Consider the following 14,315-nt stretch of genomic DNA (forward strand, 5'->3'; position numbering starts at 1 on the left):
CACGCAGGGTTTCGAGTACCAGCCGCGGAAAGCCCGGGGGCTTTCCGGCAGGACTTAGGCGGCCGGAGCTTCGGCAGCGCCTTCGTCGGCGGCAGCGCCGCCCTTGACCACGGCCGTGGCGGCCAGCAGCGGGTTGGCGTCGCCACCGTGGGGCACGTAGGTCACGCCCTTGGGCAGCTTGATGTCGGCCAGGTGGACCGATGCGCCAGGCAGCAGGTCCTTCAGGTCCACTTCGATGAACTGGGGCAGCGCTGCCGGCAGGCAGGTGACTTCCAGTTCGGTCAGGACGTGGCTGATGATGGCGCCGCCCAGCTTCACAGCCGGCGAGACTTCAGCGTTGATGAAGTGGAACGGGACCTTGGTGTGCAGGGCCTGGTTGGCGTCCACGCGCTGGAAGTCCACGTGCAGGACTTGCGGCTTGTAGGCGTGCCATTGAACCGAACGCAGCAGGACTTGCTCTTCCTTGGCTGCGCCTTCCAGCGCCATTTGCAGGATCGACGCGTGGAATTCTTCCTTGCGCAGGGCGTGGTAGATCTCGTTGTGGTCGAGTTCGATATTCAGGGGGGCAGCCGTACCGCCATAAACGATGGCGGGAACGCGGCCCGCGCGGCGCAGGCGGCGGCTCGCACTCGAACCCTGGACGCTACGCGCAGTGGCATTGAATTTCATGGAAAACTCCAAAAACAATAAATGGCGAAGAGACTTCGCCGGTTGGTACACGGCACGCGAAATGCGCACCGTGTTTGTTGCGCCTTGCCGCGACCAGCAAGGCGCAAAACTCAGTATCCGGACTGCCCGTCCGAGGGACGCCGCGTCTTAATCGACGAACAGCGAGCTGACCGATTCCGCGTTCGAGATACGCAGGATGGTCTCGCCCAGCAGCGCGGCGCACGACAGCTGGCGGATCTTGCCGCTGGCCTGGCCTTGCTCGGAGAGCGGAATGGTGTCGGTGACGACCAGTTCGTCCAGTTCCGACGCTTCGATGCGGTCGATGGCGCCGCCCGACAGCACGGGGTGCGTGCAATAGGCGTAAACGGCGCCGGCGCCGCGGTCCTTCAGGGCCTGGGCCGCCTTGCACAGCGTGCCGGCGGTGTCGACCATGTCGTCCATGATGATGCAGGTGCGGCCGTCGACTTCACCGATGATGTTCATCACTTCCGACACGTTGGCGCGCGGGCGGCGTTTGTCGATGATGGCCAGGTCGGCTTCCAGCTGCTTGGCCAGCGCGCGGGCCCGCACCACGCCGCCGATGTCCGGAGACACCACGACCAGGTTCGAGAAATTGCGGCGCCAGATGTCGCCCAGCAGGATCGGACCCGCGTAGATGTTGTCCACGGGGATATCGAAGAAGCCCTGGATCTGGTCGGCGTGCAGGTCCATGGTCAGGACGCGGTCGACGCCAGCCACTTGCAGCATGTTGGCCACGACCTTGGCCGAGATGGCCACGCGCGCCGAGCGCGGGCGGCGGTCCTGGCGGGCATAGCCGAAATAGGGAATCGCGGCGGTGATGCGGCCAGCGGAAGCGCGGCGCAAGGCATCGACCATCACCATGATTTCCATCAGGTTGTCGTTGGTAGGGGCACAGGTGGGCTGCAGGACGAAGACGTCCTTGCCGCGCACATTCTCGTTGATCTCGACCATCACTTCGCCGTCCGAGAAGCGACCGACGGTCATCTTGCCCAGGGACATATCGAGGTGGTTGACTACGTCCACGGCCAGCCGAGTGTTGGCGGTGCCCGTGAAAATCATGAAGCTATCGTTTGCCATGATGGATGATGCGATGGTCGTTTTAAGACACTAACGAGGTGATGCGAGGTGATGCACCAGCGGACCCGGAAAATAAAAAAGCTGCTGAACCCGGGCCAGTGTCTTACAGGCGTGTTCAACAGCTTTTTTATGTATTCGGTTGGCTGGGGAGGAAGGATTCGAACCTTCGCATGCCGGAATCAAAATCCGGTGCCTTAACCAGCTTGGCGACTCCCCAACTATCTTGCAATCCAATTCCGCAACGGATGTTCAGCTAACCCAGTACATGCCTGCACTAACCGAAACCGTGGATGCGTTTGGCTGAATGTTTTATCAGCGCCGCGCATTATAGCGGATATTTCTGCTTCTGCCAAAACGGCTTCGGAGAGTTCGGAAAATTCGGCGAATAAACACGCACCAGATCCCGACATGCGAACTGGGATTCCACGAAGGATTCCCTGTTCAGCAAGCCACCGCGATGCCCCAAGTACTTCTGGGTAAAGACGGTAGACCACCGGCTCCAAATCATTCCTGCCGAAGCGGGAAGTAGGCGAAGCAAGAAAGACCGCTATTGTGGTGGAAGAAGAATCCCTTGTCAAATCGGGTGCGGAAAATATCTGTGGCGTGGGCACGCTGGCGTCCGGTTGCGCCACCAGGTAGGCGCGTTCAGGCAGCGTCACCGCAGTCAGGTCTTCGCCCACGCCTTGGGCGAAAGCCGATTGCCCGAAGACGAACACGGGCACATCCGCTCCCAGGGGCAGGGCCAGCGCCATGAGTTCGCGCCGCGACAGCCCCGTGCCCCACAGCCTGTTCAAGGCGATCAGCACCGAGGCGGCATCGCTGGAGCCCCCTCCCAGGCCGCCACCCTGCGGAATACGTTTTTCCAGGCCTATCTGCACGCCCTGCTTCGTGCCTGTGGCCCGCTGCAGCGCGTGCGCGGCGCGCAAGGTCAGGTCCTGATCTTCCGGCACGCCCGGCAACTCCGCGGCGCGGCTGATGACGCCATCGGCGCGCAGGTCGAAGTGCAGGGTGTCGCACAGGTCGATGAAGCGGAAGACGGTCTGCAGCAGGTGGTAGCCGTCGGCGCGCCGGCCCACGACGTGCAGGAATAGATTCAGCTTGGCGGGAGCGGGTACGTCGTAGAGAGTCACGGCTGGGCGAAAAAAAAGCGGTAGCGCGATTTTACCGGCTACCGCTGGTTTCGAGCCGGCACGGCCCGCTGTTCAAGGCTGGTTGACGACCAGGCGCAGCATGATGCGGCGACCCGGCTCCTGGCGTTCCAGCACCAACAATTGCGGGCCCAACGTGTCGTAGCGCGACAGCCGCGCGCGCCAGCCGCCCTGCTCGAAAGCCGCCGGGCGGCCCAGCTCGTCGCGGGACACCTCGGTGGCCTCGGGCGTGGCGGCCAGCTTGCCGCGCAGCCAATCGCGCAGGCCGGACACGGGCATGCTGCTGCCCAGCGCTTCCTCGGCCAGGGCATCGGGATTGTCGGCGACCAGGCGGGTGCCATCAGCCTTGGTCAGGCTGGCCGCGCCAGGACGACCTTCCACGCGCGCCTCGGTCGAGCCCAGGGGATTGGTCAAGTCCAGCACATAGTGGCGGCCGTCATCCGACCACGAGAAGCCGCCCTGCACGGCATTCTGCTTGCCGCTTTCCTCATTGACGGTGATGGCGAAGCGGCCGATGCGGGAAAACGCGTCGGCGCTGGCGCCTTCGATCGGCTTGGGCGTGGTGCAGGCGGCCAGCGTCGTCGCCAGCATCGCCATCAGGAACCAGCGCAGCGGCGCGGCTGCGCCGAACACGCGTTGAACAACTGCCGTCACAGGCCGATCCCCAGACGCTTGGCCACGTCCTGAACCGTCTTGTTCTTGGGATCCTTCGCCACCGCGGCGCGCAGCAGCTCGGTGGCCTGGTCGCGCTTGCCCTGGGTCCAGAGGACTTCAGCCAGGTGGGCGGCGATGTCGGCTTCCGGGCGCACGCTGTAGGCGCGCCGCAGGTAGTCGGCCGCGGCCGCGGAATCGCCCATGCGGTACTTGACCCAGCCCATGCTGTCGAGGATGAACGGATCGTTGGGCGCCAGCTCCAGCGCTTGGGTGATCAGATCCAGGGCCTCGGGCAGGCGCTGGTTGTGATCGGCCAGCGTGTAGCCCAGCGCGTTGTAGGCGTGCGCGTGATCCGGGTCCAGCGCAATGACCTGGCGCAACATGCGCTCCAAGTCGGCCAGGCGGTTCTGGCGTTCGTACAGCATGGCCAGTTCGTACTTGATCTCGACCGTGTCGGGCAGCGCCTGATCGGCAGCTTCCAGCACCGACACCGCCTGCTGCACGCGGTCGGCGTCGCGCAGGATCTGGGCCTTGGTCAGCACGCCCAGCGTGCGCTCTTCCTCGTCCTGGGGACCGGCGGCGTCGATCATGGCCAGCGCGTCGTCGATGCGGCCGCTCTTGGCGCGCAAGGCGGCCTGGCGCATGTGCACCGAGTAGCGCAGGGTCGGGTCGTCGATGCGGCCCAGCTCGGCGATGGCGTCGTCGTAGTGCCCCTGATCTTCAGCAATGCGGGCCAGCAGCACATGGGCATCGGCGGCGGCGGCGCCGGCGTCGGTCGCGCCGGGCACGGTGGCCCGCTGGCGCTGCTGCTGCACGTCCAGATACTGCTGCAGCAAGCTCTTGGCCTGCGGCAATTGCCCGGCCTTATAGGCCAGTTGCGCCTGCATGAACAAGAGGTCGAAATCTTCCGGCGAACGGCGCGACATGGCCTGCAATTCAGCCAATGCGCCGTTGTAATCGCCGCTGTCGGCCAATTGGCCGGCCAGCATCAGGCGCACTTTGCGGGCGTTGGGATTGCGGGCGATGTAGGCACGCGCTTCGGTCTGCGCGCGCTGCGGGTCCACCCTGTAGCCGTACTCAAGCACACGCAGCGCGGCGGCTTCCGACTTCGGATCCGCAGCCAGGGCCGCACGCGACTCCTGCGCGGCGCGGGTGTAGTCGCCAGAGGCGGAGGCCACGTCTGCCAGCGCCAGATGCGCGGCCGGCAGCTTGCGCACGTTGTCGCTCAGGGATTCGTCCAGGATGCGCAAGGCCAGGCGGCGGTCATTCAACCGGCTCAGCACGGCCAAGGCCTGACCGATGGCGGCCGGCTTGTCGCGCGAGGAATCGATGCGGTTGCGCAAGGCCTGCGACAGGCCCTTGGTCTGGCCGTTGGCGGCGGCCAGCGCCAGTTCGGTGGAGCTGGCCTCCACGTCGTTGGGGGACAGGCGCGCCCAGACCCGGGCGGCGTCCAAGGCGCCAGGGAGGTTGCCGCCGGCCAGTTGGAATTCGAGAGCGCGGCGGGCCAGGCGCGGATCGCCGGTATCTCGCGCCAGGCCCAGCATGGTGGTAGCCGCCGAGCCGTACATGCCGCGCTGCGCGGCGATCTCGGACGCGAGCACGCGGTAAAAGATGTCGGCGGTCAGCGAGACATAGGGCAACTGCCCGGGGCGCAGCCGGATTACTTCGGTTTCAGGGTGGCGGCTCTGGGGCGCCATCCGTGGCCCGGTCGCATCGCGCGTCCGGCTGTCGGCGGCCTGGGCCGGCGGGGTCAGTATTGCTGCCAGCGCAAGCGCTAGCGCGGCGATCCCGATATTTATAGGTTTGAAAGACGACTTCACGCGGCCCGTCCGGTTGATGGCACAATCTTCGTACACGCAATTAATGATCTTACACTGGCTCATGCCGGAACTGCCTGAAGTCGAAACCACGCGCCGAGGAATCGACGCCGTCATCACCGGCCGGACGCTGACGCGGCTGGTCATCCATGAATCCCGCATGCGCTGGCCCATCCCCCCGGATCTGCCGGCCACGATCGCCGGCCGCGCGGTGCTGGAATGCGCGCGCCGCGGCAAGTACCTGCTGCTGCGGTTCGAACACGGCACCCAGATCGTGCACCTGGGCATGTCCGGGTCGCTGCGCAGCGTCGCCCCTGGCGAGTTCCTGCGCAAGCACGACCACGTCGAATGGATCTTCGAGGAAGCCGTGCTGCGCCTGCACGACCCGCGGCGCTTCGGCGCGGTGTTGTGGCACCCCGCCAGCGATGGCCCCGTCGATGTCCACCCCCTGCTGGCCAAGCTGGGCATCGAGCCCTTCGACCCGCGTTTCGACGGCGCCTGGCTGCACCGCCACTTCAAGAATCACAGCGCCGCCATCAAGCAGGTGCTGCTGGCCGGCATGGCAGTGGTGGGCGTGGGCAATATCTATGCGTCGGAAAGCCTGTTCCGCGCCCGCATCAACCCCAAGACGCCGGCCAACAAGCTGTCGCCCGCCCGCTGCGAGCGCCTGGCCGACATGGTGCGCGCCACCCTGGCCGACGCCCTGACTTCGGGCGGCAGCACGCTGCGCGACTATGTCGGGGCCACCGGCGAACCTGGCGCCTATTTCGAGATCCACGCCGCCGTCTATGAACGCGAGGGCCAGCCCTGCCGGGTCTGCTCCACCCCGATACGGCGCATCGTGCAGGGGCAGCGGGCCACCTATTACTGCCCGAAATGCCAAAGAAACTGACCGGAGCCGGCCCCGAAATCCCCGGGAAATCCCTGTAAAAACAAGACCATTTGTTTATAGCAAACGTATTGCACAAACACTAACGCCAGGCTATATTCCTTCCACACACCCTATTCCTATAAAAGTGGAAGGAGCCTCCATGAGCAAGCAATTCGCCTCGCACGCCGACCTGGACGACAAGGTCGTCTCGTTCGAAAAACTGTCCGACAACGCCTATGCCTACACGGCCGAAGGCGACCCCAACACGGGCGTGATCATCGGCGACGAGGCCGTCATGGTGGTCGACACCCAGGCCACCCCGGTCATGGCGCAAGACGTGATCCGCCGCATCCGCGAAGTCACGGACAAGCCCATCAAGTACATCCTGCTGTCGCACTACCACGCCGTGCGCGTGTTTGGCGCGTCGGCCTACGACGCCCAGGAAATCCTGGCCAGCCGCGACACCTACGACCTGATCGCCGAACGCGGCGAGCAGGACAAGGCCAGCGAAATCGGCCGCTTCCCCCGCCTGTTCCGCAACGCTGAATCGATTCCGCCGGGCCTGGTCTGGCCGACGATGACGTTCAAGGGCGAAATGACCGTCAACCTGGGCAACCTCGAGGTCAAGCTGCTGCAAGTGGGCCGCGGCCACACCAAGGGCGACACCATCGCCTGGCTGCCCGAGCAGAAGATCCTGTTCGCCGGCGACCTGGTCGAATACCAGTCGACGCCGTACTGCGGCGACGCCTATTTCCGCGACTGGCCCAGCACGCTGGACGCCCTGTCGAGCTTTGAAGCCGAGAAGATGGTTCCGGGCCGTGGCCCCGCGCTGAAGAACGCCACCGAAGTCCGCCAGGGCCTGGCCGGCACGCGCGCCTTCCTGACCGATCTGTACGGCGCGGTGAACCGCGGCGTGGCTGAAGGCAAGGACCTGAAGACCATCTACCGCGAGGTCTACGACTTCATGAAGCCGCGCTACAGCGACTGGGTGATCTTCGACCATTGCATGCCGTTCGACGTGTCGCGCGCCTATGACGAGGCCACCGGCTACACCCATCCGCGCATCTGGACCGACAAGCGCGACCTGGAGATGTGGGCGCAGCTGGAAGGCTGATCCCGACGGGCCGCCACGGCGGCCCTGCCCCGCTGCAACCGGAATCGCGCGCCGCAAGGCAGCGCGCGGCTTCGTGACATAAAAACAATATCACCCACACAGGAGACAACCGTGGGAGACATCGACTTTCAGGCGATGGAATTCGCCTATGAAAAACACGCCGACCAGGCCGCCAGCGAGCTTGCGCGCCATCAGGTCGTGGTGGTGGGAGCCGGCCCGGTCGGCCTGACCACCGCACTGGATCTGGCCCGCCAGGGCGTACGCGTGGTGGTGCTGGACGACGACTTCCGCCTGTCTACCGGTTCCCGCGCCATCTGTTTCTCCAAGCGCACACTGGAAATCTGGGACCGCCTGGGCGTGGGCCAGCGCATGATCGACAAAGGCGTGTCGTGGAACGTGGGCAAGGTCTTCTTCCGCGAACAGGAAGTGTGGCGCTTCGACCTGCTGCCCGAACCCGGCCACCGCCGCCCGGCCTTCATCAACCTGCAGCAGTACTACGCCGAAGGCTATCTGTACGAGCAGGCGCGGCGGGAACCCAATATCGATCTACGCTGGAAGAACAAGGTCGCCGGCGTGGAGCAGCGCGACGACGGCGTGGTCCTGAACGTAGAGACCCCCGACGGCGCATACGCGCTGCATGCCGACTGGCTCATCGCCTGCGACGGCGCGCGTTCGCCGGTGCGCAAGCTGATCGGCCAGGAAAGCCATGGCCGCATCTTCCGCGACCGCTTCCTGATCGCCGACGTCAAGATGCAGGCGGATTTTCCGACCGAGCGCTGGTTCTGGTTCGATCCGCCGTTCCATCCCAACCAGTCCGTGCTGCTGCACCGCCAGCCCGACAACGTCTGGCGCATCGACTTCCAGCTGGGCTGGAACGCCGACCCGGTCGAGGCCGTCAAGCCTGAAAACGTGCTGCCGCGCATCCGCGCCTTGCTGGGCCCCGACGCCCGCTTCGAGCTGGAATGGGTCAGCGTCTACACCTTTGCGTGCGAACGCATGGACAAGTTCCGCCACGGCCGCGTCGTATTCGCGGGCGACTCCGCCCACCGCGTGTCGCCGTTCGGCGCCCGGGGCGCCAACAGCGGCGTGCAGGACGCGGAGAATCTGGCCTGGAAGCTGAAGCTGGTACTGGCCGGCCAGGCCCCCGAGACGCTGATTGACAGCTACGCCGCCGAACGCGAATACGCCGCCGACGAGAACATCCTCAATTCATCGCGCGCCACCGATTTCATCACGCCCAAGAGCGACATCAGCCGCAGCTTCCGCAATGCGGTGCTGAATCTGGCCAAGACCCACCCCTTCGCGCGCTCGCTGGTCAACAGCGGTCGCCTGTCGTTGCCCGCGACCTACGCCGGCTCGCCGCTGAACACCCCGGACACAGACGCCTTCAGCGGCCGCATGGTGCCGGGCGCGGTGGCGCTGGATGCTCCCGTGAACGCGCAGGATTGGTGGCTGGCGCAGCTGGACGGCGAATTCGTGCTGGCCGTGTTCTGCGGCGATGCACTGCCCGACCGGGACACGCTGCTCGCCTTGCAGGCCCTGCGCATGGCGCCGGTGCCGGTCAAGGCCGTGCTGGTTGCCAGCCCGCAGTGCGACCTGTCCGCGCTGCCCGGGGATTTGGCCGCCGTGACGGACCGCGAAGGCTGCCTGGGCAAGCGCTACGACGCGCAGGCCGGCACCGCCTACCTGATCCGCCCCGACCAACACGTCTGCGGCCGCTGGCGCGCCTTCAATGCCGCCGCCGTCGCCGCAGCAGTCGGCCGCGCCACGGGCCGCGCCTGAACTTCGAGATCACTCCATCATGCTGATTACCGAAACCAACCTGGTCTCGCCGGACGACTTCTACGAAGCGCTGATCGAGACCCACCGCGACCTCACCAACGAACAAAGCCAGGAACTCAACGCGGCGCTGATCCTGCTGCTGGCCAACCACCTGGGCGACATGGACGTGCTGCGCGAAGCCTTGCGCCAGGCGCGCGCCTCCGTGGCGCCGTAACCCCGTTCAAGCCCCCACCGCGAACGTATTGACGATCAGCGCGCGCAGCCATTGGTTGCCGCTGTCCCGGTCGACCCGGCGCTGCCAGTACATGTTCGTCTGCAGCGCCGGCACTCTGATCGGCGGCGTCATGAAACGCAGGCCGAACGGCGGCGCGGCGCTGGCAGCGAGTTTTTCGGGTACGGTGGCCAACAAGTCGGTCGCGCTGACGATGTACGGCACGGCCGAAAAATGCGGCACGCTGAAGTGCTCCGCCAGGTCCACCCCGGCGCGCTCCATGGACTGATTCACCTGCCCGTAGGGCGCCGCGCGCGACACGATAAGGTGGCGCTCTGCCCGAAAAGCCTTGAGACTCATGCCGGCGTGCGCGGTTGGATGCGCCTGCCGGAACAGGGTCGCATAGCCCTGGCGGAACAGCATGCGCTGCAGCGTGCCCGCCCCCATTTCATCGAACGCGCCGATCGCCAGATCCACCCGTCCGGCCTCCATTTCCCGCGGCAGATCCGGTCCCTGCACCCGCACGGAATCGATGCGCACCAGCGGCGCCACCTGCACGCAGACCTCCATCAGGCGCGGCATGAAGTGGATCTCGCCCACGTCCGTCATCGCCACCCGGAAGCGCCGCGTGCTGGTCGCGGCATCGAAGACATCCTGGTCTTTCAGGGCTTGCGACAGCATGGTCAGCGCCTCGCTGACCGGGCCCGCCAGTCGTGTCGCGCGCGGCGTGGGCAACATGCCCTGCGCCGTGCGCACGAACAGGTCATCGCCGAATGCTTCCCGCAGGCGCCGCAGCGCATTGCTGACAGCGGGCTGCGACAGGTCCATGCGCCGCGCGACCGCCGATAGATTGCGGTCCTCCAGCAAATGCTGGAACAGCAGCAGCAGATTCAGATCGACGTCGCGCAACTCGGCCATACGCACCCCTACTATTCACAAAATTTATAGTCTCTATTTTTACATTCCCGTAGCCGAGGTGGGGTTTTTTTCCGACAATGGCATATCGGCCTCCCGGATATCTTCCGCACCGGCCACCCGTACCAGGCCGCGCGGCCAAGCACCGCGCCGCCGCTCAGGAGGATTCCATGGAACTGCAATACCAGACCGGCTTCGGCAACAGTTGCGCCACCGAGGCCCTGCCCGGGGCCCTGCCGCTGGGCCGCAACTCGCCGCAGCAATGCCCCTACGGCCTGTACGCCGAGCAATTGTCCGGCACCGCCTTCACCGCACCTCGCAGCGAAAACCGCCGCTCCTGGCTCTACCGCATCCGTCCCGGCGCGCAGCACAAGCCGTTCGAAGCCTTTGACGGCGCCACCGGCTGGCAAAGCACCTTCGGCCAGGGCCCCGTCACGCCCAACCAGCTGCGTTGGAGCCCGCTGCCCATTCCCGCCGCCCCCACCGACTTCCTGGAAGGCGTGAAGACCTGGGGTGGCAATGGCGCCCCCGACGAGCTGAGCGGCGTGGGCATCCACCTGTACGCCGCCAACCGCTCGATGCAAGGGCGCTACTTCTACAACGCCGACGGCGAACTGCTGCTGGTGCCTCAGGAAGGCCGCCTGCGCCTGGCCACGGAACTGGGCCTGATCGATCTGGAACCGCTGGAAATCGCCGTCATCCCGCGCGGCGTGCGCTTCCGCGTGGAACTGCTGGACGGCAGCGCGCGCGGCTACATGCTGGAGAACTTCGGCGCCGCCATGCGCCTGCCCGAACTCGGTCCCATCGGCTCGAACTGCCTGGCCAACGCCCGCGACTTCAAGACTCCGGTGGCCTGGTATGAAGACGTCGAAGGCGACTTCGAACTGATCGCCAAGTTTACGGGCGGCTTCTGGCGCGCGTCCATCGACCATTCGCCGCTGAACGTGGTGGCCTGGCACGGCACGCACGCGCCGTACAAGTACGACCTGCGCAACTTCAACACCATCGGCTCCATCAGCTACGACCATCCGGACCCTTCGATCTTCACCGTGCTGACCGCGCCGTCGGACACCCCGGGAACGGCCAACATGGACTTCGCGATCTTCCCGCCGCGCATCCTGGCCATGGAAAACACCTTCCGTCCGCCCTGGTTCCATCGCAACATCGCCAGCGAATTCATGGGCCTGATCCAGGGCGTCTACGACGCCAAGGCCGACGGTTTCGCACCCGGCGGCGCCAGCCTGCACAACTGCATGAGCGGCCACGGCCCCGACGCCGAGACCTTCGAAAAGGCCTCCCACGCCGACACCAGCAAGGCCCACTACATCCGTGACACGATGGCGTTCATGTTCGAGACGCGACGCGTGATTCGCCCGACGGAGCAGGCGCTAGCCTCGGTAGAATTGCAAGGCGACTACTACCGGTGCTGGCAGGGCATCGCCAAGCATTTCGACCCCAACAAGGCGTGACGCGCAGAACCCCTGCTATCCACGCCCGCGGCGATGAGCGCAAGCTCATCGCCGTTTGGCATTTGAATTTTCCGGCGCCTGGCGCCCCGGCCACCGCACAACCACACTGAAAGAGACACGCAGCCATGACCACCACCATCAACGAAACCCACGACCCGTCCCTGAAGAGCTGGATCGCCAGCGCCAACACCGGCGAGTCGGATTTCCCGGTGCAGAACCTGCCCTACGCCTCCTTCCGCCGCAAGGGCACGACCGAATCGTTCCGCCCCGGCGTGGCCATCGGCGACCAGATCCTGGACCTGGCCGCGCTGGCCGCCAAGCAGCCCTTCGAAGGCCTGGCGGCCGAAGCCCTGGCCGCTTGCGCCACGGACAGCCTGAACGCCTTGATGGCCCTGGGCCAGGCCCACTGGAGCGCCCTGCGCCTGGCGCTGTCGCGCGCGCTGCGCGAGGGCGCAGCCCTGCGCGGCGCCGTCGAGCCCCTGCTGGTCGCCCAGGCCGACGCCGAATACACCACGCCTGCCCGCATCGGCGACTACACCGACTTCTACATCTCGGTGCACCACGCCACCGCCGTGGGCAAACAATTCCGCCCCGACAATCCCCTGCTGCCGAACTACAAGTGGGTGCCCATCGGCTACCACGGCCGCGCCTCCAGCATCGGCGTGGACCAGAAGTTCCCCCGTCCCGTCGGCCAGACCCGCCCCGCCAATGAAGGCGAGGCGCCGCAATTTGGCCCCTGCGCCCGCCTGGACTACGAACTGGAACTGGGCATATTCGTCGGCACCGGCAACGCCCAAGGCGACCGCATCAACCTGGCCGACGCCGAATCGCACGTGTTCGGCCTGTGCATCCTGAACGACTGGTCGGCGCGCGACATCCAGGCCTGGGAATACCAGCCCCTGGGTCCCTTCCTGGCCAAGAACTTCGCCTCCACGATCTCGCCCTGGATCGTCACCATGGAAGCGCTGGAGCCGTTCCGCACGCAATGGAACCGCGGCCCGTCCGAGCCGCAACCCATGCCCTACCTCGCCTCCGACGCGAACCGCGCCAAAGGCGCCTTCGACGTGCAGATGGAAGTCTTGCTGACCACCGAAAAATCGCGCGCCGACAAGCAGCCGCCCGCCTTCCTGTCGCGCAGCAACTTCCGTGATGCCTACTGGAACGTGGCGCAGCTGATCACCCACCACACGGTCAACGGCTGCAACCTGCAACCAGGCGACATGCTGGGCACCGGCACCCTGTCCGGCCCGCAGCCCTCGGAAGCCGGTTCGCTGCTCGAGCTGTGCAATGGCGGCAAAAACCCGATCGACCTGCCCTGGGGCGAAAAGCGCACCTTCCTGCAGGACGGCGACCAGGTCATCATGCGCGCCGAATGCGTGAAGGCCGGCTATCCGCGCATCGGCTTCGGCGCAAGCTCGGGCCTGGTGCTGCCGGCCCGCGTCTAATCGGCCTTGGCGTTCGACCGCGCACGCGCGGTCAGCGCCTCGATCTCATCGTCCTTCGCCTGCCACTGCTGGCCCAGCCAGTGGTGAAAGGCGGTGCGGAACGCCTTGTCTCCGGTGTAGTCGGCGTCGCAGAACTCCGGCGGCACCGGCAACTGCCGCATGCGCACCAGCACCTGGCCCGCGCGGCCGCAAGCCAGATCCCAAAAGCTGGGCGCGCCATCCGGATAGGCAATGGTGGCATCTATCATCGAGCGGAAACGCTTGCCCATCGCATTCAACGCCACCGCCAGCCCGCCCGCCTTGGGCTTGAGCAAATGGCGGTAGGGCGAACCCTGCCCATCGCGCTTGGCCTGAGTAAACCGCGTCCCTTCCGCAAACACCATCACGCTGGTCGGCACCAAGGAAAACTTCGCGCAGGCCCGCCTTGCGGTCTCCTGATCCTGCCGACCCAGATCCGGATTGCGGCGCAACGCCGCCTTGCCATGGCGCTTCATGAAGGGAAAGTCCAGCGCCCACCAGGCCAGCCCGATCACCGGCACATAGATCAGCTGTTGCTTCAGAAAGAATTTCAGCAGCGGAATGCGCCGATTCAGCGAATACTGCAACACAAAGATATCCGCCCAGGACTGATGATTGCAGTTGACCAGATACCAGTCCGCGTAGCGCAGCCCCGTATTGCCCTGTATATCCCAAGGCACCTGCTGGATCCGCGCCAACCACCCGGCATTGCTGGACACCCACGCCGTGGCAATACCATTGAGCACAGGATCAATGCGCCGCCTGACCGCGGGAAACGGCAGCAACAACTTCAGCAACGAGATCGGAAACAACAGCAGGCACCAGAACAGCGTGCTGGCCGCCAGCCAAACGGTACTGACGACACCCGTGATCCACGCAAACCGCCCGCGCGGCAAGGGCAGCGCGCGGCGCCTCACCGGCACATGGGAATCAGGCTTGTTTGATTGAGCGCCCGCAGCAGCGCGAGCAGCATCAGAAGACGATTCAGGAAAAGTCATGCGCCAGTTTCCTACCTTCAACAAAAATCCGACTTGCGCAGAATCAAGCCCACCACCAGCACGCAGCGCCATCCCCCAAAACAAGCCACCGCGTAAGCCCCAGACC

General features: G+C 65.6%; 13 protein-coding genes and 1 tRNA gene. 6 read left to right on the top strand and 8 right to left on the bottom strand.

The window, feature by feature from the left end; genetic code table 11:
* Positions 1-54: 54 nt before the first annotated feature.
* From AC6LKD_RS01175 to AC6LKD_RS01200, 6 genes are all read right to left on the bottom strand, one after another.
* Positions 55-669 (bottom strand): 50S ribosomal protein L25/general stress protein Ctc, encoded by a 615-nt coding sequence (locus tag AC6LKD_RS01175; protein ID WP_013396186.1) that lies wholly within the window; start codon positions 667-669, stop codon positions 55-57.
* Between the two features lie 147 nt (positions 670-816).
* Positions 817-1,767, bottom strand: a complete 951-nt coding sequence (locus tag AC6LKD_RS01180) for a ribose-phosphate pyrophosphokinase (protein ID WP_006227587.1) — start codon at positions 1,765-1,767, stop codon at positions 817-819.
* Positions 1,768-1,907: 140 nt separating this feature from the next.
* Positions 1,908-1,984: transfer RNA gene (locus AC6LKD_RS01185), tRNA-Gln, on the bottom strand.
* Position 1,985: 1 nt separating this feature from the next.
* Positions 1,986-2,897, bottom strand: coding sequence for a 4-(cytidine 5'-diphospho)-2-C-methyl-D-erythritol kinase (gene ispE, locus AC6LKD_RS01190; protein WP_498114796.1), 912 nt, complete (start codon positions 2,895-2,897; stop codon positions 1,986-1,988).
* A 72-nt stretch (positions 2,898-2,969) separates the two neighbouring features.
* Positions 2,970-3,512 carry a lipoprotein insertase outer membrane protein LolB gene (gene lolB / locus AC6LKD_RS01195; RefSeq protein ID WP_498114806.1) on the bottom strand — a complete coding sequence of 181 codons (543 nt, stop codon included), beginning with the start codon at positions 3,510-3,512 and terminating at the stop codon, positions 2,970-2,972.
* Between the two features lie 53 nt (positions 3,513-3,565).
* Positions 3,566-5,452: a tetratricopeptide repeat protein gene (locus tag AC6LKD_RS01200; RefSeq protein WP_041654355.1), complete on the bottom strand. Its 1,887-nt coding sequence runs from the start codon at positions 5,450-5,452 to the stop codon at positions 3,566-3,568.
* Between AC6LKD_RS01200 and mutM the strand changes: the two genes are divergently transcribed.
* From mutM to AC6LKD_RS01220, 4 genes are all read left to right on the top strand, one after another.
* Positions 5,451-6,278 (top strand): bifunctional DNA-formamidopyrimidine glycosylase/DNA-(apurinic or apyrimidinic site) lyase, encoded by an 828-nt coding sequence (gene mutM / locus AC6LKD_RS01205; protein ID WP_013396190.1) that lies wholly within the window; start codon positions 5,451-5,453, stop codon positions 6,276-6,278. The genes AC6LKD_RS01200 and mutM overlap by 2 nt on opposite strands.
* A 139-nt stretch (positions 6,279-6,417) precedes the next feature.
* Positions 6,418-7,371, top strand: a complete 954-nt coding sequence (locus tag AC6LKD_RS01210; protein ID WP_088142612.1) for an MBL fold metallo-hydrolase — start codon at positions 6,418-6,420, stop codon at positions 7,369-7,371.
* 111 nt (positions 7,372-7,482) lie between these two features.
* Entirely contained in the window at positions 7,483-9,153 is a 1,671-nt protein-coding gene (locus AC6LKD_RS01215; protein ID WP_498114797.1) for an FAD-dependent oxidoreductase, read from the top strand.
* Positions 9,154-9,172: 19 nt separating this feature from the next.
* A complete protein-coding gene (locus tag AC6LKD_RS01220; RefSeq protein WP_013396193.1) occupies positions 9,173-9,367 on the top strand; it encodes a DUF2783 domain-containing protein in 195 nt (64 codons plus the stop codon).
* Positions 9,368-9,373: 6 nt separating this feature from the next.
* Here the strand turns inward: AC6LKD_RS01220 and AC6LKD_RS01225 are convergent, their stop codons facing one another.
* Positions 9,374-10,282, bottom strand: a complete 909-nt coding sequence (locus tag AC6LKD_RS01225) for a LysR family transcriptional regulator (RefSeq protein WP_498114798.1) — start codon at positions 10,280-10,282, stop codon at positions 9,374-9,376.
* 167 nt (positions 10,283-10,449) lie between these two features.
* Between AC6LKD_RS01225 and hmgA the strand changes: the two genes are divergently transcribed.
* Both hmgA and fahA read left to right on the top strand, forming a co-directional pair.
* Positions 10,450-11,748 (top strand): homogentisate 1,2-dioxygenase, encoded by a 1,299-nt coding sequence (gene hmgA / locus AC6LKD_RS01230; RefSeq protein WP_013396195.1) that lies wholly within the window; start codon positions 10,450-10,452, stop codon positions 11,746-11,748.
* Between the two features lie 125 nt (positions 11,749-11,873).
* Positions 11,874-13,193 (top strand): fumarylacetoacetase, encoded by a 1,320-nt coding sequence (fahA, locus tag AC6LKD_RS01235; protein ID WP_013396196.1) that lies wholly within the window; start codon positions 11,874-11,876, stop codon positions 13,191-13,193.
* On the opposite strand, the gene yihG is transcribed toward fahA, so the two are convergent.
* Entirely contained in the window at positions 13,190-14,107 is a 918-nt protein-coding gene (yihG, locus tag AC6LKD_RS01240; RefSeq protein WP_498114807.1) for a 1-acylglycerol-3-phosphate O-acyltransferase, YihG family, read from the bottom strand. The two genes, fahA and yihG, sit on opposite strands and share 4 nt — an antisense overlap.
* Between the last annotated feature and the right edge of the window lie 208 nt (positions 14,108-14,315).

The sequence above is a fragment of the Achromobacter sp. D7-1 genome (genome assembly GCF_059760445.1).

Excerpts from the sequence above, each read along its gene's own strand:
- AC6LKD_RS01175 (WP_013396186.1), bottom strand. The coding sequence starts at position 669 with ATGAAATTCAATGCCACTGCGCGTAGCGTCCAGGGTTCGAGTGCGAGC.
- AC6LKD_RS01180 (WP_006227587.1), bottom strand. The coding sequence starts at position 1,767 with ATGGCAAACGATAGCTTCATGATTTTCACGGGCACCGCCAACACTCGG.
- lolB (WP_498114806.1), bottom strand. The coding sequence starts at position 3,512 with ATGGCGATGCTGGCGACGACGCTGGCCGCCTGCACCACGCCCAAGCCG.
- mutM (WP_013396190.1), top strand. The coding sequence starts at position 5,451 with ATGCCGGAACTGCCTGAAGTCGAAACCACGCGCCGAGGAATCGACGCC.
- AC6LKD_RS01200 (WP_041654355.1), bottom strand. The coding sequence starts at position 5,452 with ATGAGCCAGTGTAAGATCATTAATTGCGTGTACGAAGATTGTGCCATC.
- AC6LKD_RS01210 (WP_088142612.1), top strand. The coding sequence starts at position 6,418 with ATGAGCAAGCAATTCGCCTCGCACGCCGACCTGGACGACAAGGTCGTC.
- AC6LKD_RS01220 (WP_013396193.1), top strand. The coding sequence starts at position 9,173 with ATGCTGATTACCGAAACCAACCTGGTCTCGCCGGACGACTTCTACGAA.
- AC6LKD_RS01225 (WP_498114798.1), bottom strand. The coding sequence starts at position 10,282 with ATGGCCGAGTTGCGCGACGTCGATCTGAATCTGCTGCTGCTGTTCCAG.
- hmgA (WP_013396195.1), top strand. The coding sequence starts at position 10,450 with ATGGAACTGCAATACCAGACCGGCTTCGGCAACAGTTGCGCCACCGAG.
- fahA (WP_013396196.1), top strand. The coding sequence starts at position 11,874 with ATGACCACCACCATCAACGAAACCCACGACCCGTCCCTGAAGAGCTGG.